Source organism: Salibacterium halotolerans (genome assembly GCF_900115625.1).
GTDB classification, from domain to species: Bacteria; Bacillota; Bacilli; order Bacillales; family Marinococcaceae; genus Salibacterium; species Salibacterium halotolerans.
On sequence record NZ_FOXD01000021.1, the window covers coordinates 26,887 to 48,528 of the forward strand.

A 21,642-nucleotide genomic window follows, 5' to 3' on the forward strand; every position below is an offset into this window, starting at 1 on the left:
ACTCGGATCAGGAGGAAGCCGTCTCTTCGACTTCTTTCTTCGTTTCCGGAAGTTTCATCATCAGCGCCTCCATAACGTCGAGGAACTGCCGGCTCGACATTTTACGTTGATGCACCGCCAGCTTAATCCGCTGTTCTTCGGCGCCGATGCCCACTTCTCTTCCGAATTCATGCACGGCTTCAAAAAGAGCCGCACCATCTGTCGCCTGACTGGCCCGTTCAGAAAGCAGGATCGTCGTCTGATCCGCCTGCTGGGTGATAGACTGCACGCCGTTCTGTTTTGCCAGCAGTTTGATTTTTGACACCGCAAAAAGGTCCGCCGTTTCCTGGGGATATTCGCCGAAACGGTCGATCATTTCGTCCTGAAGATCCTGCAGGTCTTCAAGCGTTTCCAATCCCTTGAACCGTTTGTACATCTCAATCTTCTGCTTGGAATCATCGATATAGGATGCCGGGATATAAGCATCCAGCCGCACGTCCATTTCCATTTCCGGTTCCGTTTCTTTCGGTGCTTCACCTTTCTGCTCCTCAATGGCTTCTTTGAGCATCTCGGAATACAAATCAAAACCGACGGATTCAATAAATCCATGCTGCTCTGCGCCGAGCAGGTTCCCGGTTCCGCGGATGGACAGATCCCGCATCGCAATTTTAAAGCCGGACCCAAGCTCGGTGAATTCTTTGATCGCCTGCAGCCGTTTTTCCGAGATCTCAGTCAATATCTTATCCCGCTGGTACGTGAAATACGCATAGGCGACACGGTTGGAACGCCCCACTCTCCCCCTGATTTGGTAAAGCTGGGACAATCCCATGTTATCAGCATTATAAATGATCAGCGTATTCACATTCGGGATGTCGACGCCGGTCTCAATGATGGTCGTCGTGACGAGCACGTCTTTGTTTCCTTCGAGAAAATCGATCATGACCGACTCCAGTTCCTGCTCATTCATTCTGCCGTGGGCATAAGCTACTTCAGCATCCGGGACAAGCATCGAGACCTGATCGGCCATTCTGCTGATGTCATCCACCCGGTTGTACAGAAGATACACCTGCCCGCCCCGGCTTATTTCCCGCTCCACTGCCTCTTTCACAAGCGACGGATTGTAGTCCATCACATATGTCTGGACAGGGAAGCGGTTTTCAGGCGGCGTTTCAATGACAGAAAGATCGCGGACGCCGAGCATCGACATGTGCAGCGTACGTGGAATCGGTGTCGCTGTCAGCGTCAGTACATCGATGTTGGCCTTCAGCTGCTTGATTTTCTCTTTGTGTGTTACCCCGAAACGCTGCTCCTCATCCACAATCAGTAGGCCCAGGTCTTTAAACGTAATATCTTTGGACAATACCCGGTGCGTGCCGACAACAATATCCAGACCGCCTGTCTTCAGGCTCTTGATCGTATCAGACTGCTGCTTTTTCGTGCGGAACCGGCTCAGCATGCCGATGTTGATCGGGTAGTCGGCAAAACGTTCGGTCAATGTGTCAAAATGCTGCTGGGCGAGAATGGTAGTCGGAACGAGCATCGCCACCTGCTTTCCGTCCAGAATTGCCTTAAAGGCCGCGCGGATGGCGACTTCTGTTTTACCATAACCGACATCCCCGCAGAGAAGGCGGTCCATCGGGCGCTCCCGTTCCATGTCTTCCTTGATCTCCTGGATCGCTTTCAGCTGATCATCTGTTTCCTGATAGGAAAACGTGGCCGCAAATTCCTGTTCCTCTTCTTCATGACTGCTGAATGCGTGACCTTTGGAAGCTTCTCTCGCCGAGTAGACTTTAATCAGGTCATCGGCAATGTCCTTCACGGAAGATTCCACTTTCCGCTTCACTTTTTTCCATTCCGATCCTCCAAGCGCGTGGACTTTCGGCTCTTTTTCCTCCGAAGCGACATATTTCTGGACGAGATCAATCTGTTCCACCGGAACATACAACTTGTCATTGCCGCGGTAGGAGATATTGAGATAATCCTGGTGCACTCCGTTGACTTCAAGTGTTTCTATACCGAGGTATTTTCCGATGCCATGATTGACGTGGACGACCAAATCCCCTGTCTTCAGTTCGGAATAACTCTTGATCCGTTCTGCATTAGAGAGTTTCTGCTGCCGCTTGGGCCGGCTTACTTTTTTCGTGAATGTCTCTTCTTCGGTGATGACGGCCGTTTTTTCCATCGGCAGTTCAAAGCCGCTGTTCAACTGGGCCTTGATGATCGACGGACGCTGCGGTGTGAAAGGGCCTCCCGTATCCGCTTTATCCGCCTCCATGCCGTAGTCATAGAGAACATTCTGCAGTTTGTTCATCCGCTCTTCATCCGCCGCGGCGAAAACGACCGTGTACCCGTCTTTCTTCCAACGCTCCATTTCATTCTGCAGCACATGCATCTGGCCGTGGAACTGCTGCATCGCTTTACACTGAATGTTGGCTACGTTTTGAGGGTGAATGGATGGAATGTTTCTGAGAAAAAGAGAAAAATAGACAATCGGATGGTCTTTTTCTTTAAACAGGTTCTCAAAGTCCTTTGACAGGGAAAGGTCTTTCGGTGCCTGTCCCTGCTCCAGCACGTCCGCCGACCACTGGGCTTCTTCCTTGTCCAGACTCTCCGCCATATCCTGAACCCTGCTGATTTCGTCCATAAACAGAACCGTCTCGTCCGGAAAGTAAGACAGCAGCGTTGCCGGTTCTTCGTAAAAATACTGCATATATTTATAAATGCCCTGAAAGCGGCTCTGCTGCTCGAGCTGTTCTTTTTCATACCCGAGATAGGACCGCAGCTTCTCTTTCACTTCATCTTCCTGTACATGCTGCAGGGTTTCTGCAAGCGAGTGTTCCAGACGTTCTGCCGCTTTTTCAAACTGTTCTGCATATAAAATGGTCTCTTCGGCAGGACCAATTATAATTTCCTGGATATGGTCGAGCGAGCGTTGGTCTTCCGCCTGGAAATAGCGCATCGAATCCACTTCTGTATCAAACAGTTCAATCCGGACCGGATGTTCTTCGGTAAGTGGGTAAATGTCAATGATACCGCCGCGCAGGCTGAATTCGCCCGGGGCCGACACCATATCCGCCCGTTGATATCCAAGCGACAACAGCAGGGGCAGCAGTGTCCCGGGATCGACGTCGTCCCCCATCTTAACCGGCACCTGTGACTCTTTCCAGAGACAAACAGGCGGAAGCAGCCTCCGCACCCCGGCTACCGGAGAAATGACAATGCCCCGAAAATCATCGGTCAACGCATCCAGTACTTCGATCCGCTGTGCTCTCATTTCCGGACTGGCCGAGGCTATTTCAGAAGCTATCAGTTCATTAACCGGGTATAAGTAAACGGGGGCATCCGTTAAATCAATGAGATCCTCATACAGCTTCTGAGCCTGCAGCAGGGTGTGGGTGATAATGAGCTGGGGCCGGTCCACTTCCGCTTTGGCAAGCGCCATGAACAGAGAGCGGGCAGAGCCGCTCAATCCTGCTGCCAATTGTTCTTTCATTCCATGTTGAATGCCTTCCAATACCGCTTTTACATGGTCATTTGTGGACAGAGCGTTCTGCAATCCCTTCATGACACTCGTTCCTCCTTCATTCCCGTACCACGGCTGCAGCGCAGCCGTGTGTTCCTGTCTCTTTCCATCCATCATCCCATGAATAAAAAAGGATGGAAAACAGTATCTTTTCTTTAATCAATAAGAAAAAGGGCTGGCCTTTTTCCCGCATCCTGTTTACGAAAGACCAGTCCCAATGTGTTTTGCGTATGCCGGAACATTACTGAATCCACCTGTCCAATTCGTGAAAGTGGGGATTCTGCCGCAGTGCTTCTTCACAATGCTCGCACGTTACTCTTACGTGTACGTGACCGTCCGACCCGTAATGAACCATCTGCTGCTGCTCCTCGATAGTCAGCTGATCCAGCCCGAGCCGGGAAGACAGCATCTGATCCTCCTCTTCCAGCGTCCCGATATCGGTACTGCAGTGCCTGCAGTAATAACGGATAGCCATACAAAAAGCTCCTTTGGAAAAATGTTTCTTTATAGTATGGCCGGCACAAATGATGGTATACAAAAAAACCGGCTAATTTTTCCTGTTATAATGATTCATTACTTCTGCGAAAGAGTGAGAAAGCCAGGATTCGGCGGCCTTTGCTGCAAGCGGCACGGATTCCTGCATTTCCTTTTTTTCCTCCGGCGGGAATGTTCCGAGAACGTGGGAGATGACATCGCCTCCGGCGTCCGGGCGTCCGACGCCGAGCCGTATGCGTTTGAACTCTTTTGTTCCCAGTTCCTGAAAAATAGATTTCAGACCGTTGTGTCCCCCGTGTCCTCCATTCAGGCGGAGACGAAGCACTCCCGGGGATAGATCCAGATCATCATAAATCACTAAAAGATTCTCCGCAGGAACCTCGTAGAAATCCATCAGAGGCTGCAGCGCCTCTCCGGACAGATTCATATACGTAAGCGGTTTAATCAGGAAAATTTTTTCGCCGTCGATGACCGTTTCGGCGGTCCATCTCTTTTTTTCTTTTTTCCAGGATAGGTTTAGGTTCCCAGCCAGATGATCTACCGCCTGAAAGCCCACATTATGCCGTGTTTTTTCGTATTTGCGGCCGGGATTGCCAAGACCTGCAATAAGCTTCATGGGCCGTCCCTCTTTTCTGCCTGCTTCGTTTTGGACAGTAAAAAGGCATAACCGTGCCACGGCTATACCTTTTCCTCTGTTCAAACGATATTAGTTGCTGTCGTTGTCTGCCTCGTCCTTGTCTTCAGCGCCGACGAGTTCAGGCTCCTCTGCGTTCTCTTCTTCTTCGGGCTCTTCCTGCTCCGGAGGCTGAACCGTTACAACCGTTTCTTCCGATTCGTTCACGAATTCATATGCCTTGCCGGCAGTAAGGTCTCCGATCTGAACAGAATCGCCGACACCCAGTTCCGAGATATCCACGGTGATTTCTTCCGGAATATCTGTCGGGAGGGCACGTACGGTGATGTTGTAAAGAAGCGGGGAAAGCACGCCGCCTTCTTTTTCACCAGGCGCACTGCCTGTCAGATTCACGGAAACATCGGCTTCCATTTCTGATTTAAGGTCGACTTCAAAGAAATCGATGTGTACGAGATAATCTTTGATCGGGTCTACCTGCATGTCGTGGACAATCACCTTATGCTTGTCGGATTCTCCGTCGACGTCCAGTTCAATAATGCCGTTACGTCCTACTTCACGAATTGTCTTGACAAACGTGATATTAGGAACGGACACCGCCGTGCTTGCTGTATCTTTACCATAAAGAACAGCCGGCACATGTCCATCGGCGCGAAGCTGTTTGGATGCGGATTTTCTTAAATCCGTTCTTGGATTGGCTTCGAGTACTGCAGCCATAATTATTCACCTCGTTCTATTATCATTTAGGGAATCTATTTTCAAACCCACCTGAGAAAGGATTATACCATTTCGCTTGACGAATATCAATATGCCGCCGGGGTTTTCCCTATGTTAATCAAACAATGTGCTTACCGACGTCTGTTCATGAACGCGTATGATGGCTTCTGCAATAAGCGGCGCCACCGAAAGCTGTGTCACTTTTTCAACCTGCTTTTCTTCCGGAAGAACAATCGTATTCGTTACAGCAAGTTCCTCAATATTGGAGTTCTCAATGCGTTCAATGGCAGGCCCGGAAAGAACAGGGTGCGTACTGCAGGCATAGACCGCTTTGGCGCCTTTTTCAAGCAGCGCGTCAGCCGCCAGTGTCATGGTGCCGGCCGTATCAATGATATCATCCACAATAATCGCGGTCCGCCCTTCCACGTCCCCGATAATATTCATGACTTCGGAGACATTTGGTTCCGGACGGCGCTTATCAATAATGGCAATCGGAGCTTTCATACGGTCCGCCATTTTTCTTGCCCTGACGACACCGCCGTGATCCGGAGAGACAATGACGGTATCTTCCATGCCTTTATCCAGGAAGTGTTTCGATAAAATCGGCTCGCCGAGAAGCTGATCGACCGGGATATCGAAAAACCCCTGAATTTGGGAGGCGTGCAGGTCTACACTGAGAACTCTTGTCGCCCCCGCTTTCTCGATAAGGTTGGCAACGAGTTTGGACGTAATTGGCTGTCTTGATTTGGCCTTGCGATCCTGACGGGCGTACCCGTAATACGGAATAACCACATTAATGGTCGCTGCCGAAGCCCGTTTCATCGCATCAATCATAATCAGAAGTTCCATCAGATGCTCGTTCGCCGGTTCGGATGTGGACTGTACAAGGAACACATCACAGCCCCGGATGCTTTCTTCGATGTTCACCTGTATTTCCCCGTCGCTGAAACGTTTAATAGAACTTTTTCCCATCTCGACTCCGATTTGGTCTGTTACTTCCCGGGTAAGTTCCGGGTTGGAGTTCAACGTGAACACCTTTAGATAAGGATCGTCGTAAATTGGCATGGATTATTCCCTCCGTAAATGTAATGTGAAAGCTTTATTCTTTGTTTTTCACGTATCCTTCTTTGTTGGTCTGCCTGCTCCGCGCAATCGACAACGAATGCTCCGGCACATCGTCGGTAATGGTGGATCCGGCAGCAACATAGGCGCCTCTTTCGATTTTCACAGGCGCAATCAGATTCGCATTACAGCCCACAAACACATCATCTTCAATGGTTGTTGTGTACTTTTGGGTTCCATCATAGTTGACTGTAATGGAACCGCATCCCATATTGACCCGTTTACCGACTGCTGCATCTCCGATATAACTCAGATGAGGTACTTTGCTTCCATTTCCGAAGGATGATTTTTTCACTTCGACAAAATTGCCGATTTTCACATCATCACCCAGTTCTGATGCAGGGCGGATGTGGGCATAAGGGCCGATTTTCACACGCTGCCCGACGCGGCTGTCGGAAACCACCGACTGCCGGACGACGGTTCCGGCGCTTACATGGCTGTCCGTAATCTCGGAAAACGGCCCGATTTCGCAGTTTCCTTCAATCTCCACCACTCCATTCAGAACCGTTCCGGGATGAAGCGTGGTATCACGACCTATAACGGCGTCCGGAGAAATATAGGTGTGATCAGGATCGGCAATCGTCACCCCTTCTTTCAGCCAATAGGTGTTGATCCGCTTTTTCATCGCCTTTTCGGCCTCAGCCAGTGCCACCCGGTCATTCACGCCGATGGCCTCTGAAAAGTCAGCAGTCTGCCAGGCCGATAACACTTCGCCCCGGCCTTTCAATATCTCAAGAACATCCGGAAGGTAATACTCTCCCTGCGCATTTTCATTTCCCACTTCGCGAAGCGCTTCAAAAAGCATCTTATTGTCAAAGCAGTACGTGCCCGTATTGATCTCGTTGACATGCTGCTCCGCTCTGTCCGCATCTTTTTCTTCCACAATTCGCAGTACGTGTCCTTCGTCGTTTCTGATAACACGCCCGTAACCGGAGGGGTCGGGCGTATGAGCGGTCAAAACGGTTGCCTTGGCTTGTGTCTGTTCGTGGTGCTCTATCAACGACTCTACCGTTTCCGCGCGTATTAATGGGGTATCCCCGCAAAGAACAACCGTCACTCCTTCTTTATCCTTCAGGTGGTCCTCTGCCTGCATCACGGCGTGGCCGGTTCCCTGCTGTTCTTCCTGAAGCACATAAGAAACACGATTACCGATATGCTCTTTCACAGCCTCGGCACCGTGTCCTATAATTGTCACAATATCATCGAGCCCCGCCTCGGCAGCCTGGTTCACAACATGCTCCACCATCGGTCTGCCGCATACAGGATGAAGTACTTTATACAGGTCGGATTTCATTCGTTTTCCCTGGCCTGCGGCCAATACAACCCCATAACGATTGTTCATTGTTTTTCCTCCAACTCACCGTTTTTTCCCTTACGAATATATCCTAAAAGCCTTCATATTTCAAGGAAAGACGCTATATTCAAAACGGCTTCCGGTAATGGAATATTTTGCAGGGTCCGCCAAAAACAAAAATCAGGCGGCTGCTCTGTAAGCGGCTTCCGCCTGATCACGTAAGTATAATAGCTGTAATTGTACCCCCCGGGCTCTATCCGGCTGTTCAGGAAGCTCCGGCTTCTTCATATTCCGGCTTTTCAAACTCTCCCTGACGCTCGTACTCACCCAGTACAGCCGTCTGTATTTTCTCCCGGGTGTGAGAGGAAATCGGATGGGCAATGTCCCGGAATTCCCCGTCCGGCGTCCGTTTGCTTGGCATAGCGACAAACAGTCCGTTATTCCCGTCAATCACCCTTATATCATGCACAACAAACTCTCCGTCCATCGTAATAGATGCGATAGCACGCATCCGGCCGTCGGTATTCACCCGGCGGAGCCTAACGTCTGTAACCTGCATTCTTTCACCACCTTTTTCCATATAAAAATAGCTCTGCCATACCCTTCAACAGATAGGCAGAGTTTTCCTTCTTTTGATAGAAAAAAATTATTTTTATTTCATGATAAGGTGCGGAGAGAATCGTTTTTTATTCCACAAGCGCGGTGACTTCTATTTCAATAAGCGCTCCTTTCGGAAGCGCCGCGACACCGACACAGGATCGGGCCGGCTGATGCGCATGAAAATATTCACCGTAAATTTCATTAATTATTGAAAAATCTTCCATTTCTGTTGTAAAGACAGACGCTTTGATAACAGTATTCAGTGAAGCCCCTGCTTCTTCGAGCACGGCCTGCACATTGGAAAATACTTGATGCGTCTGTGCACGCAGTCCGCCTTCCACCATATTACCATCCGGTGTCAGAGGGATCTGCCCGGAACTGTAAAACACACCGTTTACCTTAATCCCCTGGGAATACGGTCCTATCGCTGCGGGCGCTTTGTCTGTATGAATCGATTCCATTACGTATTCACCTCTCTTAATGTATCAAGAAAATTTCCCGGAACGGCTTTCACCTGTTTTTGCCGTTCATGGCCTTTTTCGAGCCGTGCAATCGAGACGTAATCGTCCACAAGACGTTCCTCTACATCTTCGGCCTCGACCAGAACACCAACACCGACAACGTTGGCATTAAATTCGTGCAGAAGATCCATCATACCGCGGACGGAGCCTCCTGCTTTCATGAAGTCGTCTACAATCAGCACGTTGGCACCTTCCTGAAGGCTTCTTCTCGAGAGCGACATCGTCTGAATCCGTTTGGCTGATCCGGAGACATAGTTGATGCTTACCATCGACCCCTCCGTGACACGATGGTCCCGCCGCACAATACTAACCGGCACATCGAGGTGGGAAGCAATCGAATAGGCGAGCGGAATGCCCTTCATCGCCACCGTCATGACCGCATCAATCTGCCGCTCGGCATACACCGAAGCAAACAGCCGTCCGACGTCGTTCATCAGCCGTGGATCACCGAGAACGTCCATCATGTACAAATAACCGCCTGGCAGCAGTTCTTTATCCTCAAGTTTAGTGCACAACGATTCAACCAGTTCCGTCCCTTCCTCGAGCGATACGACCGGAACATACTTGACTCCGCCGCCCGCTCCGGGAATCGTCCATAACGAACCGAACCCCTGCGACTCAAAAATTTCTTTCACAATCGTTAAGTCTTCGCTGATGGAGGACTTGGCTGATTGGTATCGTTCTGAAAAGTAGCTGAGGGATACCAGCTGATGTGGATGCTGAATCAAATAGTACGTCATATCCACTAATCGGCCGCTTCGTTTCATTTTCTGCATAGCAACCTCCATAAAAACCGAATAATGTAATGAGAATATACCATTTTTATACGGATTTTATCAAGGCTGTTTCTCTCCCAGCAGCCGCACGGCATAGACCTGGTCACAGAAGCCGCGAAGTGCATTGTATACGCGGTGTAGTTTCGCCTCTTTTTTGACAAGGCCGAAAACCGTCGGACCGCTGCCGCTCATCAAAGCGGCGTCCACTCCCGATGCCCTCATCCGTTCCTTGATCTGCCTGATTTCCGGGTACATTGGCAGCGTCACCTGTTCCAGCGCGTTATGCAGAGAGCGGCAGATAGCATTATAATTATAATCACGAACCGCAGCGCTCATGGTATCGGCAGATGTACTGCTGATATCCTCCGTTCTCATTCGTTTATAAATATCACCGGTGGAAACGCCGACGGGTGGTTTTGCGAGTACTACCCAGCACGACGGAGGTTCAGGAATTTTTTCAATGCATTCTCCCCGCCCGGTGGCAAGAGCGGTGCCGCCGTGAACACAAAATGGAACATCCGAACCAAGTTCGGCGCCAAGCTCCGCCAGTTCCGAAAGAGAAAGTCCGAGCTTCCAAAGTTCGTTCAATCCTCTCAGCGCTGCTGCCGCATCACTGCTTCCTCCGGCCAGGCCGGCAGCCACCGGAATATTTTTGTATATGTAAATGGATGCTCCCATTTTTGTGCCGCCGTGCTGTTTCAAAAGCACAGCAGCCTGATGGGCAAGGTTACGCGAGTCGGCCGGGAGAGACCCTTCCGACATTTCCACATGGATCAAACCGTCTTCCCGCGGTTCCATATCAAGCCTGTCGGATAAATCCACCTGGGTCATCACCATTTTCACTTCGTGGTAGCCATCACTGCGCTTCCCCAGCACATCCAGGCTTAAATTAATTTTGGCAGGAGCTTTTATTGATTGTTTCACCATTCACTTCCCCTTCTCTTCGCTGCCGCGCCGCATTTCCGGTTCTAACGTTTACATCTTTGTATATTTTAGTTTAAAAAAAGAAGTGTGTACAGTTTGAACTATTAGAAATGGGATATATGCCTGGCTGCAGCCACCGTAAAAAAGAGGGCTCCGGGAGAAATCCCGGAGCCCTGCTTTATGCCTGCGGGTTAGGAACGGTTGGAATCCTGCAGGTTCTCTTCCGCCATCTGTACGGCACGTTTCACCATATTACCAGCGTCGCGGGATTTAATGCCTCCCCAGCCTTCACGCTGGACTGTATCATAAAACCCTAATTCCTTTGCCACTTCATTCTTCAATTGCTCTGACATGATACCGCGTCTCCGGCTCATCTCACCCATCTCCTTCACAGCTGAATGAAAAACCCTGCAGGCATGGTTTAGTATGTCCCGAAGCAGACATAAATATAGCCTTCTGCTTGTCCGCAGAAAGCCACTTTATTTCGTTTCCAGCAGCATGTCCTTTACTCAGGCATGAAGTTCTTCTTCCCCGAGCATCGTCAATTGAATCGATTTGGTGAGTATATCGGTATAGCTGTACGAAATTCTCTCCACCGAGTGCTTGTCTTTGTCGAGTTTCACAATAAACACGGAAGGATATGTTTCTTCCAGCAGACCAGAACGTTCAATCGTTTTCTTACGGCCGCCATTTGCTGTGATCGTGATCTTTTTTCCTACATTGGCATCCAGTGATTCTTTAATTTCAATCAAAGTTTTTCCCATAGTTACAGACCCACCTCACTACTGAATAGTGTAACAACCCTTGCCCGTTTTGTCAAGTAAACGTATCATGGTATCAACTTTAAAGCTTGTTTGTCAAATGTTTTTGCCCGGAGAAATTATTTTCTCCCTTAAAGTTTATGCTCTTTTTTCCATTTTATTCTTCTAAAAGAAAAAGGCAGACTCATGGAATACGTGAGGGTGGTCTGAGAGTGCTGCATTCGAGGGCCTTCAAACGACCGGACACTGGATCCGCCGCCTTCCGATCCTGCCCGTGTTCACTTTACATCACAAAAAAAGAGCTGTACCTTTTGATACAGCCCAGTGTTTTATTTTCTCTTGTCACCGGATACGGCGCCGGCCTCTTCTTTCCAGGGTGATCCACGCCTCAGCACTCCTTTTGTTTCCAGTCCTCCCAGCCCATCCTGGCCGGTGAGGGTATGCCGGATAAGGTGCAGGGCGCTGATTCGGTCCATAAAAGGTGTCAGACTGATTTTAGCGGCGATATAAACAGGGTCCAGCGCGTGAATATTAACCCGCTCCGGAGCGCTCGCAAAGTTGGAACCGGCTTTGATCAGCCATTCAAAATAGGATTGGCAGGCGCCGGCAAAAATGATCAGCTGATCGAGCTGCGGTACCATTTTCCGTGCTTCCCGCACGGTTCTCCCAAATACTTTGGAATGTTTGTATGATTTTATATCGTTTCCCGATCCCCTCGAGGAAATAAAAGCGTCGTGACCTGTAATCACCAATATATCCGGGCGCACCATTTCGATCAGGGAAGATATCTGCTCCGGCATTTCCTTTTCCGGGATATGGACGCCGTAGACGGGAATGCCGAGTCTCTCATACAACGCGGTGCATTTGGAGAGGTAATAAGCATCCCCATCCAGATGCAGTACACGTCCGCGCATTTCAAAATACGACGTGTCTTCCTTATAGCCCTCCGATGCTTCATGTTCATTCCGCTCTTTCATCAGATGTGCTTCCTGCCGAAACAGGCGGTAGACCCGTTCTTCTTTTTCCCGGAGATTCTTTTCATGGGATCTTCGTTCTGTTTCGTCCACTTTCTTCAAATCATCAATGGGAGCATCAGCTGCCAGACGAAGCTCTTCTCCGGCCAACTCAGCATTCTTGTCGTCCATGGACGTAATCCGGAATATAATATCACCGTCGTAGGAATGCCGGGTTACAAGATCCCCTGCCTTCAATTCCTTTTCCACGTCAACTTCCCCCTTCCTCCGCCAGCCTATTCCGAAAGTCGGGAAATGTGCCCATAAAAATGTTTCCTCAAAAAGAGGAGACGGCTGCTTTCATCGTTGGTGGAGTCGGTGCTGTATGGAATCACTGAGACGGGCGAATTCCTGCATGGTTAATGTTTCACCGCGTCTGCCGGAATCGATCCCTGCTTCCTGCAGAGCAGCGCCCAGCTCTTCGCGCTGCTCCCGTCCTGTGAGATTGTGCTGCAGGTTGTTCCAAAGGGTTTTGCGGCGCTGGGCAAACGCTGACTTGATCACGCGGAAGAAAAACGCTTCGTCTTCCACCTGCACCGGCGGAGTATCCCTTATTTCAAAACGGACGACAGCAGAATCCACATTAGGTTTTGGAACAAAAACCGTTTTGGGAACGATCATGGTTTTTACCGGCTCGGCAAAGTACTGAGCGGCGATGGAAAGCGAACCATAATTTTTCGAACCCGGTTCGGCCGCGATCCGTTCCGCTACCTCTTTCTGCATCATAAACACCATCCGGGTGATAGGAAGGCGCTGCTCCAGCAGATTCATGATAATCGGGGTCGTTACATAATAAGGAAGATTCCCTGTAACAATCACTTCCTGTACATCCTGCAGGTCCTCCGACAGCACACGTCTCATATCCACATTCAAAATATCTTCATTCCATATCCTTACATTCGGATAGGGGGCCATCGTTTCCTGGAGCACCGGAAGCAGACGTCCATCGATTTCAAACGCTTCCACCTGCTTCGCGGCTTTGGCAAAGTGTTCCGTCAGCCCGCCGATACCAGGGCCGATCTCCACGACTCCGTCCTCAGACCCTGCCTTCGATGCAAGGACAATCTTCTCTAGAATATTCCGGTCAATTAAAAAATTCTGGCCCAGGCTCTTTTTAAAAGAAAATCCGTGGTGTTCAAGTATTTCTTTCGTCCGTCCCGGGGCTGCTATTTCTCTGGCCAAACGTTTCTTCCTCCTCCAGCACAGCGGCGGCAGCCCGTGCAAATTCCACACGTTGAATATGAAAGACATGCAGCCGATGCAAAAACTGTTTCGCATTGGAATAGCCGATATTCAGTTCCTCGCCCATTCTTTCGCGGCGCCGCCTTGAATCCGGACCCGCCATCATTCCTGCGTCCATTAAGTCCTGACGCGTGACCGGTTCTGTCTTTTCAGCTGTTTTTGGCATTTCATTTCGTACCATGTGCAGCGCACGGCGGATGACCTCAGGCGGGGCATGTTCGACACCGAGACTGCCGCCTCCGCCGGAGTCGGCATCTGCTTTCGTCAAAAAAGCATGTCTGCATCCGGGAACTTCCCTGCTGACAATCCGCCGGATCCGTTCACCTGGAACATCGGGGTCGGTGAATATGATAACACCGCGCCGCTCCCTGGCAAGCGCAATCCTTCTCAATACATCTTCTCCGACAGCGGCACCGTTTGTTTCAATTGTATCCGCCTCGACAGCACGCCTGATGGCCATCGTATCCGCTTTGCCTTCCACCACAATACATTCTTTGACGTTCATTTGTTATGTCAGCCTCCCGAGCTTTCAGCAAGCATTATTATACTATGATTCACAGCGAAAAAAAAGGCGGAAAGAGAAGGGACCGGATCCCTTTCTGCTTTCACGCCTGGATAAAATACATATAATATTATTCCAAAATGGTAACTTGCACATTACGTCTTCCAAAGCTCATCGCCTGCTGGTTGGTAGGCATATGAACATCAATGCGGTTGCCGTTGATGGCTCCGCCGGTGTCAGCTGCCACCGCTTCTCCGTAACCTTCCACATGCACTCTCGTTCCAAGTGGAATAACCGAAGGATCCACTGCTACGACTTTTCGGTTAGGATTGGCGTTCAGATTTACTCCTGTCGCTGTAATGCCGGAACATCCGCTGCAATCAGCTGTATAGGCTGTAGCTTCCATCGAGAGGGTGCGTCCACTGGAACTGCTGTCGGACGGACTGCTTCCACGCGACGCGATCGATGTCTGATCGGACGGGCCGACTGCTACAACTTTATCCTGACTTTCTTTCACTTTTGTCTGATCTACGAGCTCGCGGGATACTTCTCTTCCGTTTTCGAGCACCACTTCATACTTTTTTTCAACGACACCTTTGCTGCCGCTTTTTACTACTTTCTCCTGTCCGCCGGCAAGAGAGTCATCTTTGCGTGTCACGGTGGCAAAATTCTGTTTCTCCTGCACGACATCCGTTACTTTTTCCACGCGGACAACATCCAGTTCCGTTTCCTCGGAAACAGTCGTATTTTTTCCCTCTTTCAGGCGGTCATTGCTGTCCAGCTTCATCCCTGCCTGTTTCAGAATGTTTCCTGCCTGTGCTGTTGTTGTCATGACTTCTTTTGTTTTTCCATTATCCTTAATGGTAACAGGAAAGGCAGATTCGTAAGCCACCGTCATTCCGTCTTTTACCGGTGCGGTAACTTCTTTATTCAATTCGTCATGCGGACCGAGGTCAATGTTTTGATTGTTTATCACTTTACCCACTGAAGAGGCCGTTGTCCAGATGCTTGAGGCCTCGCCGTTTTTTGACACGGTTATCTTCCTTGCCGGCTTCCATTCCAGATTCATGTTGCCGGTAATGGGTTCGGTGATCGATGAGCTGAGTTCATCTTTCTTTTTTACATCCAGGTTCTGTTCTTCGATCATGCCTTTTACTGTGTCTGCGTGGGTGGCTACAGTGAATGTTTCTTCACCTTTTGTAATCGTCACCGTCGCCTTGGTCGTTTCATGCACGGCATAAAACAATCCGGCTGCAGTCAACAGAAGAAAAGCCAAAGCCAGAACCATGCCTTTTCCCGGTTTTGAAACGGAAAAATCGGCACGTTGTTTCAAACTCATCTACTAACCCTCCTTCACAAGGAACAAATTGTAGACCCTCCCTATGTCCTTGTCAACTCTTTTGTTCATACAATATATATTATTGCTTAGGAAAAACATGAAGAAAAGAAGAATCGTTCGACGATTTACCACCGGAAAAACAGGAAATAACGAGAACATTCCCGGATATTAAAAAGCGGCGCTGAACGCCGCTAGCTTTCAACAAAATACTCTGTCAGTTTATACGGAACAGTTTTTCTGCGTTTTTGGTGGTTTTTTCCGCCAGTTCGTCCAGCGGCATTTCTTTCAGTTCTGCTATTTTTTCTGCGACCAGCTTTACGTAGGCTGGTTCATTGCGTTTGCCGCGGTTTGGGTGCGGCGCGAGGAATGGGCAGTCGGTTTCCACAAGCAGCCGGTCCATTGGTATTTCTTTGGCCACATCCTTTGGCAGCTGCGCGTTTTTGAACGTCACCGGTCCGCCGAACGATATGTGAAAGTCCATATCAAGCGCCTGCCTTGCAATCTCCAGGTCACCGCCGAAGCAGTGCATAATACCGCCCGTTTCTGCGGCATTTTCTTCTTTCAGAATATCCACAATATCCTGATGAGCTTCACGGTCGTGGATAACAAGCGGCAGGTTTACCTTTTTTGCGAGCGCAATCTGTTTGCGGAAAGCTTCCTTCTGCACATCCGCCGGTGACTTATCCCAGTGATAATCAAGGCCTGTCTCCCCAATGGCGACCACTTTAGGGTGGGCCGATAGTTCTTCTATCCATTCCAGATCCTCATCGGTCATATCCACAGCATCAACCGGATGCCAGCCGATGGACGCATACAGGAAGTCGTAGGTATCAATCAGTTCCATTGCTTTTTTGATCGTCTCATGATCAAAACCAACGACATTCATTTTTTCCACACCAGCCTCTTTGGCCCGGTCTATCGTCTCCTGAAGATCATCCTGAAAATCGTCGATATTCAAATGAACATGGGTGTCAAATAACATACGATCCCCTCCTTCTGTCCTGAAAATAAAGGCTGACCCAAAAGGGATCTCCTCCTTCCGGGTCAGTGCTGCCTGCTGCCTTTGTCTTAATTGACGTCTGAACCACTTGGCATGTCTTGATCCACTGTCGCCAGGGTGAGTTCACTGCCTTGAGACGCTGCGAGTATCATACCCTGTGACAGTTCACCGCGCAGTTTCACCGGTTTCAGGTTCGTTATACAAATTACCTTTTTACCCTCAAGATCGGCCGGCACGTAATGCTCGGCAATACCGGATACAACCTGGCGCTTTTCCCCGCCGACGTCGAGCTGGATTTTAAGCAGTTTATCTGTCTTTTTCACCGGTTCCACTGAAAGAACCTCGGCGACTTTCAGTTTCACTTTAGAAAAGTCATCGATGGTGATCTCCTCTTCTTCTTCTACCTCTTCCGCTTCTACCTCTTGATCTTCAGCTGTTTTCACCGTACCTCCCATGTCTTCAATAATTCCGGCTACCTCTTCCTCGACTTCCAGACGCGGAAAGATCGGTTCCCCTTTTTCCACCACACGAGTTCCTTCCGGAAGCTGCGCGAATTCGCGCATCGTCTCCCATTCCCTGCACGACTCCGCAATGCCGAGTTGATGCCAGATGGAGTGCGGTGTTTTTGTCATAAACGGCTGGATCATGATGGAAATGTAACGCAGTGATTCAGCCAGATGATAGAGCACCGTCCCCAGTTCTTCTTTCTGCTCTTCTTCTTTCGCCAGCATCCATGGCTGGGTTTCGTCGATATATTTATTCGTGCGGCTGATAAGCTGCCAGATGGCAGTCAAAGCCACCGAAAATTCCATCTCTTCCATTGAAGATTCCACTTTTTCAACCGTCGCATAAACGAGTTCCACCAATGATTCATCGTACGGCGTGCCATCCTGCAGATACGCCGGAAGCTGACCGTCGAAGTACTTGTTAATCATGGCGACCGTGCGGTTCAGCAGATTGCCGAGGTCGTTTGCAAGATCATAGTTCAACCGTTCGATAAAGCTTTCCGGGGTGAAAACGCCGTCCGAACCAAACGGCACTTCACGGAGCAGGTAATACCGCAGCGCATCCAGTCCGTACCGGTTAATAAGCGGTACAGGATCGACCACGTTTCCTTTGGATTTCGACATTTTGCCATCTTTCATAAGCAGCCACCCGTGACCGAATACTTTTTTCGGAAGCGGCTGATCCAGCGCCATCAGCATGATCGGCCAGTAGATGGTATGAAAACGGACAATCTCTTTGCCAACCAGGTGAACATCCGCCGGCCAGTATTTTTGAAAATCCTCATCGTTTTCCGTGTCATACCCAAGAGCCGTAATATAGTTGGAAAGTGCATCAATCCAAACGTAAACGACATGTTCCGGATCACTGCTGACAGGGATTCCCCATTCAAATGCCGTTCTTGATACAGCCAGATCTTCCAGTCCCGGCTTGATAAAGTTGTTGATCATTTCATTTTTACGCGATTCCGGCTGAATGAAGTCCGGGTTGTCTTCATAAAACTGAAGCAGGCGGTCTGCATACCGGCTCATCCGGAAGAAGTATGACTCCTCCTGTACCCATTCGACTGGATTGCCGCTTTCCGGACTGTATCCGCCGACAATCTTTCCATTTTCAAAAATGGGATCTACGAGCTGACGTTCTGTAAAAAACGATTCATCCGAAACGGAATACCATCCTTCATATTTATCAAGATAAATATCACCGTTTGCTTTCAGTTTTTCAAATATGCGCTGCACTACTTTTTTATGGCGCTCTTCGGTTGTACGAATAAAATCATCATAGGAAATATCAAGCGTATCCCACAAATTTCTAATACCTGCCACGATTTCATCCACAAATGCCTGCGGTGTGACTCCTTTGTCTTCCGCTTTGCGTTCAATTTTCTGACCATGTTCGTCCGTCCCGGTCAAATACCGGACATCAAAACCGCGGAGACGTTTGTACCGTGCCATGGCATCTCCTGCTACTGTTGTGTAGGCATGGCCGATATGAAGCTTATCACTGGGATAATAAATAGGAGTCGTAATATAAAACGTATTCTTTTCTTCTGCCATTTTTCGTCCTCCCTTTCTGCCTATTAAAAAAACTCCCGCCCTTGTGTAAGGGACGAGAGTATCACTCACGCGGTACCACCCAAATTTCTTCATCTAAAAAGACGAAGCTTTGCGCACTGTCTGATTTTACTGCAATCCGTAAAACAGCACGTTCTCTATAACGCGAGACTTGCGTCCTTTCCTTACTGAAGGCAGCTCGGAAAGAAAATCCTCCCGGGACCATGTTCAGGAGTGCTTTCTGTACCGGTTTCCACCACCCCGGCTCTCTTTGACAGTTTTCCTCCCTACTCATCCCTTCATCGGACTTCTATAGGCTGTGTTGTTCGATTGTTCCATCTAAGACTATAACGAAGCGCTCTCTCCCTGTCAAGACAAGCTCGGGAGTGGCTCATCTTTGTCCAGAAGGATATTTCTTTCTTTGTTTATTTCTACAATTTTCGACAAAATTAAAATTTCGTGTCGACATTCGTTTTCTGTCTATGTTTTACATGATACAATAATTCTGTATTTACCATTTTGATTATCACTATCTCTCTATTACGCATGTTTCAGTTCTATTACAGGCATGCGGTCTTTTTAAACAGATTGAAATTTTTTCAAGGTTTCTCAGTTTTTTTATCAAAAATAATTGACGTGTTTTGGAAAGATTGGTATTCTTAGCATACGGAAAGAGAGAATTTTGTCGAACGATGACATTTTGCACACTATACTTGAGGAGGAACCAAAATGAAATCAACTGGTATTGTAAGAAAAGTAGACGAACTCGGGCGCGTGGTCATCCCTATTGAACTGCGCCGTACGCTGGATATTGCAGAAAAGGATGCTCTTGAAATTTATGTCGATCACGACCGCATCGTACTGAAAAAGTACAAGCCGAACATGACCTGTCAGGTAACCGGAGAAGTTTCCGATGACAACATTTCTCTTGCTGACGGGAAAATCATTCTTTCCCCGGAAGGTGCCGAAGAAGTTATCAAAGACCTGCAGTCTTATGTAGACAATCACAAATAAGCAAAGCGCGGGCTCTTTTCGCAGCAGATGCCCCGCTCAATCCCGCGCTTCCTAAGCGGACCGGGAGACAGAGTGTCAAAACCGGCATCTCTCAAACACCAGAGCACTTATAAAGTCTATATAAAAGAACCCGGGATATCCCGGGTTCTTTTATATAGACGTATTCATTTCTAATTTGGCAGAAATACTGCTTACAGGTGGTGATAGGCAGCATAGACTTCCTGTTTGGGCACCCCGCGGTCTTTGGCAGCGGCTTTGATGGCCTCTTTGGATGTCATACCCTGTTCCACATACACTTGAACGTGTGCACGGGGCTCCAGCGCCTCCCACCAGGTATCTCCAGCAGCGGTCTCCTCCTGCGTCCCTTCCACAATGACACAGCACTCTCCTTTGAGCGTATGTTCGTGAACGTACCGGGCGATTTCCGGCAGGGTCCCTCTCAAAATCTCTTCGTACTGCTTTGTTAGCTCTCTTGCCAGCACGGCCCGGCGGTTTCCCCATGTTTCCTCCAGATGAGACAGCATCTCTTTCAGCCGGTACGGAGATTCGTAAAAAAGAATCGGCACATTCACGCCTGAAAGGTGGTCCAGACGAGCCTGCCTGTCCTTTTTCTTCCGCGGGAGAAAACCGTAAAAGTAAAACGGACCGCCGCCCAGACCAGAAGCGGTCCATGCCGTAACGGCCGCGTTCGCCCCGGGAAGGGGGATAACAGCGATGTCCTGTTCCAACGCCTGCTGGACCAGTTCCCGTCCCGGATCGGAAACAAGCGGTGTTCCCGCATCACTGACGAGCGCTGCCGTTCTGCCTTCCTCGAGCAGCGTCAGTATGCTGCTGCCTTTTCCTTCTGCGCTGTGTTCATGGTAACTGTCAAGTGGTGTCGAAATCTCAAAGTAATGGCAAAGTTTCCGGGTGTGGCGGGTATCTTCGGCAAAAATCTTATCCACGTCCTGCAGAACCCGCACCGCCCGGTATGTCATATCTTCGAGGTTCCCGATGGGTGTAGGGACAAGATACAGCGCACCGGATGTCTTCTGCCTGAAGCTCTGCTGGTGATTCATGACATTCCTCCCTCTTTGTCTGCCAGAAACATTTCCTTCTCTTTCCGCGTCCACTGTTTGATTTCGTACTCCATCCGCATGGCGTCGGTTTTTTTATCAAACACTTCATGATAAACGACCCTGAACGGCCCCCGTCCTCTCGTATATTTTGCTCCTTTTCCCCGTTCATGCATGCGCAGCCGCTGCACAAGATCCGTCGTATATCCCGTGTAATAGGAACCGTCCCGGCATTCAAGTATGTATACATGATGTTCAGCAGCCTGCATAGTATCGTCTGAACTCCTCGGTATAAGCATCTTTTTCGTCATAAACGGTTAAGGGGGGAAGACATGTCAGTCCCGGTTTTCCATCTTTCATGCCTTCTGCCAGCAGTATATTTGCTTCTTTGCCGTGCTTTGGATAAATCATCTTCATCCGCTTTGGTTCCAATCTGTACTTCCGGAAAATTTCAAACAGCTCCGCCATCCGCTCCGGACGGAGAACCACCGACACTTTTCCTTTCTGTTTCACCACAACCGACGCTGCCCGGATGATATCATCCAACGTTCCATTCTCTTCGTGTCGGGCATTTGTGAAAAATGGATTAGTGTTTTTTTCTGTATCCTGGGGCGTCGGAAAGTAAGGGGGATTACATGTGACCAAATCAGCTTCCCCGACTGTTGTGCGAAGCTCCGGAGTACGGACATCCGCTTCCATCATCGTAATCTGTTCCTGTTTCTGATTGGCAGCCACGCTCCGCTCGGCCATATCCGAGAGAAGCGGCTGTATTTCCACACCGGTGATTGGCACACTGCTCCGTGTCGACAGGACAAGAGGAATGACTCCGTTTCCGCTGCACATATCGATAATGGTACCTCTCGTTTTCGGTACATAGGTGAAACGGGCAAGAAGCACGGCATCGATGGAAAAAGCGAATACCGAAGCACGTTGAATGATGGAAAGATCCTGTGTAATATAATCAAGCCTTTCCCCGTCCTGTAACGATGCGTTCATCCTGTTCACCTGCCTCCATTTCTTATTCTATCACGAAAAAAAGCGCCGGGATAAAAGAGGCTGCCCCTGTCGACAGGAGCA

The 21,642-nt window shown here is 49.3% G+C and carries 22 protein-coding genes and 1 other annotated feature; of the genes, 1 reads left to right on the top strand and 21 read right to left on the bottom strand.

Features of this window, described 5'->3' with window-relative positions; genetic code table 11:
* Positions 1 to 7: 7 nt before the first annotated feature.
* From mfd to metG, 18 genes are all read right to left on the bottom strand, one after another.
* Positions 8 to 3,544 carry a transcription-repair coupling factor gene (gene mfd, locus BM124_RS14915; RefSeq protein ID WP_093338704.1) on the bottom strand — a complete coding sequence of 1,179 codons (3,537 nt, stop codon included), beginning with the start codon at positions 3,542 to 3,544 and terminating at the stop codon, positions 8 to 10.
* A gap of 199 nt (positions 3,545 to 3,743) precedes the next feature.
* Entirely contained in the window at positions 3,744 to 3,977 is a 234-nt protein-coding gene (fin, locus tag BM124_RS14920) for an anti-sigma-F factor Fin (RefSeq protein ID WP_093338706.1), read from the bottom strand.
* A gap of 72 nt (positions 3,978 to 4,049) precedes the next feature.
* On the bottom strand, positions 4,050 to 4,613 hold the full coding sequence (gene pth, locus BM124_RS14925; RefSeq protein ID WP_093338707.1) for an aminoacyl-tRNA hydrolase: 564 nt from the start codon (positions 4,611 to 4,613) through the stop codon (positions 4,050 to 4,052).
* 90 nt (positions 4,614 to 4,703) lie between these two features.
* Positions 4,704 to 5,345 carry a 50S ribosomal protein L25/general stress protein Ctc gene (locus tag BM124_RS14930; RefSeq protein WP_093338708.1) on the bottom strand — a complete coding sequence of 214 codons (642 nt, stop codon included), beginning with the start codon at positions 5,343 to 5,345 and terminating at the stop codon, positions 4,704 to 4,706.
* Between the two features lie 114 nt (positions 5,346 to 5,459).
* Entirely contained in the window at positions 5,460 to 6,410 is a 951-nt protein-coding gene (locus BM124_RS14935) for a ribose-phosphate diphosphokinase (RefSeq protein ID WP_093338710.1), read from the bottom strand.
* Between the two features lie 34 nt (positions 6,411 to 6,444).
* Entirely contained in the window at positions 6,445 to 7,809 is a 1,365-nt protein-coding gene (gene glmU / locus BM124_RS14940) for a bifunctional UDP-N-acetylglucosamine diphosphorylase/glucosamine-1-phosphate N-acetyltransferase GlmU (RefSeq protein ID WP_093338711.1), read from the bottom strand.
* Between the two features lie 217 nt (positions 7,810 to 8,026).
* On the bottom strand, positions 8,027 to 8,320 hold the full coding sequence (spoVG, locus tag BM124_RS14945; RefSeq protein ID WP_093338712.1) for a septation regulator SpoVG: 294 nt from the start codon (positions 8,318 to 8,320) through the stop codon (positions 8,027 to 8,029).
* A 127-nt stretch (positions 8,321 to 8,447) separates the two neighbouring features.
* The gene (locus BM124_RS14950) at positions 8,448 to 8,822 is read right to left on the bottom strand and encodes a RidA family protein (protein WP_093338714.1); all 375 of its coding nucleotides are present in this window, start codon (positions 8,820 to 8,822) and stop codon (positions 8,448 to 8,450) included.
* On the bottom strand, positions 8,822 to 9,658 hold the full coding sequence (gene purR / locus BM124_RS14955; protein ID WP_093338715.1) for a pur operon repressor: 837 nt from the start codon (positions 9,656 to 9,658) through the stop codon (positions 8,822 to 8,824). Before purR ends, BM124_RS14950 begins: the two co-directional genes overlap by 1 nt.
* A 60-nt stretch (positions 9,659 to 9,718) precedes the next feature.
* Complete coding sequence (ispE, locus tag BM124_RS14960; protein ID WP_093338750.1) at positions 9,719 to 10,582, bottom strand: 4-(cytidine 5'-diphospho)-2-C-methyl-D-erythritol kinase; 864 nt, start codon at positions 10,580 to 10,582, stop codon at positions 9,719 to 9,721.
* A 191-nt stretch (positions 10,583 to 10,773) separates the two neighbouring features.
* The gene (locus BM124_RS14965; protein WP_093338717.1) at positions 10,774 to 10,956 is read right to left on the bottom strand and encodes a small, acid-soluble spore protein, alpha/beta type; all 183 of its coding nucleotides are present in this window, start codon (positions 10,954 to 10,956) and stop codon (positions 10,774 to 10,776) included.
* A 135-nt stretch (positions 10,957 to 11,091) separates the two neighbouring features.
* On the bottom strand, positions 11,092 to 11,346 hold the full coding sequence (locus tag BM124_RS14970; protein ID WP_093338718.1) for a Veg family protein: 255 nt from the start codon (positions 11,344 to 11,346) through the stop codon (positions 11,092 to 11,094).
* Positions 11,347 to 11,672: 326 nt separating this feature from the next.
* Positions 11,673 to 12,566, bottom strand: a complete 894-nt coding sequence (gene yabG, locus BM124_RS14975; protein ID WP_170841164.1) for a sporulation peptidase YabG — start codon at positions 12,564 to 12,566, stop codon at positions 11,673 to 11,675.
* 90 nt (positions 12,567 to 12,656) lie between these two features.
* Positions 12,657 to 13,538, bottom strand: coding sequence for a 16S rRNA (adenine(1518)-N(6)/adenine(1519)-N(6))-dimethyltransferase RsmA (rsmA, locus tag BM124_RS14980; protein WP_093338719.1), 882 nt, complete (start codon positions 13,536 to 13,538; stop codon positions 12,657 to 12,659).
* Positions 13,492 to 14,103 (bottom strand): ribonuclease M5, encoded by a 612-nt coding sequence (gene rnmV, locus BM124_RS14985; protein ID WP_093338721.1) that lies wholly within the window; start codon positions 14,101 to 14,103, stop codon positions 13,492 to 13,494. Before rnmV ends, rsmA begins: the two co-directional genes overlap by 47 nt.
* A 127-nt stretch (positions 14,104 to 14,230) precedes the next feature.
* The gene (locus tag BM124_RS14990; protein ID WP_093338722.1) at positions 14,231 to 15,439 is read right to left on the bottom strand and encodes a G5 and 3D domain-containing protein; all 1,209 of its coding nucleotides are present in this window, start codon (positions 15,437 to 15,439) and stop codon (positions 14,231 to 14,233) included.
* Positions 15,440 to 15,653: 214 nt separating this feature from the next.
* Positions 15,654 to 16,421 carry a TatD family hydrolase gene (locus BM124_RS14995; RefSeq protein ID WP_093338724.1) on the bottom strand — a complete coding sequence of 256 codons (768 nt, stop codon included), beginning with the start codon at positions 16,419 to 16,421 and terminating at the stop codon, positions 15,654 to 15,656.
* A gap of 86 nt (positions 16,422 to 16,507) precedes the next feature.
* Positions 16,508 to 18,499: a methionine--tRNA ligase gene (gene metG, locus BM124_RS15000; protein ID WP_093338726.1), complete on the bottom strand. Its 1,992-nt coding sequence runs from the start codon at positions 18,497 to 18,499 to the stop codon at positions 16,508 to 16,510.
* A 45-nt stretch (positions 18,500 to 18,544) separates the two neighbouring features.
* Positions 18,545 to 18,808: a binding site (T-box leader), on the bottom strand.
* A gap of 417 nt (positions 18,809 to 19,225) precedes the next feature.
* On the opposite strand from metG, the gene BM124_RS15010 reads away from it, so the two are divergent.
* On the top strand, positions 19,226 to 19,510 hold the full coding sequence (locus BM124_RS15010) for a transition state genes transcriptional regulator AbrB (protein WP_093338729.1): 285 nt from the start codon (positions 19,226 to 19,228) through the stop codon (positions 19,508 to 19,510).
* A gap of 191 nt (positions 19,511 to 19,701) precedes the next feature.
* Here BM124_RS15010 and rsmI read toward each other — a convergent pair whose 3' ends face one another.
* The 3 genes from rsmI to BM124_RS15025 are packed head-to-tail and all read right to left on the bottom strand — an operon-like array spanning position 19,702 to position 21,561.
* Complete coding sequence (rsmI, locus tag BM124_RS15015; RefSeq protein WP_093338730.1) at positions 19,702 to 20,568, bottom strand: 16S rRNA (cytidine(1402)-2'-O)-methyltransferase; 867 nt, start codon at positions 20,566 to 20,568, stop codon at positions 19,702 to 19,704.
* The gene (locus tag BM124_RS15020; protein WP_093338732.1) at positions 20,565 to 20,834 is read right to left on the bottom strand and encodes a GIY-YIG nuclease family protein; all 270 of its coding nucleotides are present in this window, start codon (positions 20,832 to 20,834) and stop codon (positions 20,565 to 20,567) included. Before BM124_RS15020 ends, rsmI begins: the two co-directional genes overlap by 4 nt.
* Entirely contained in the window at positions 20,821 to 21,561 is a 741-nt protein-coding gene (locus BM124_RS15025; protein WP_093338733.1) for a tRNA1(Val) (adenine(37)-N6)-methyltransferase, read from the bottom strand. The genes BM124_RS15020 and BM124_RS15025 overlap by 14 nt, the downstream gene beginning before the upstream one ends.
* Between the last annotated feature and the right edge of the window lie 81 nt (positions 21,562 to 21,642).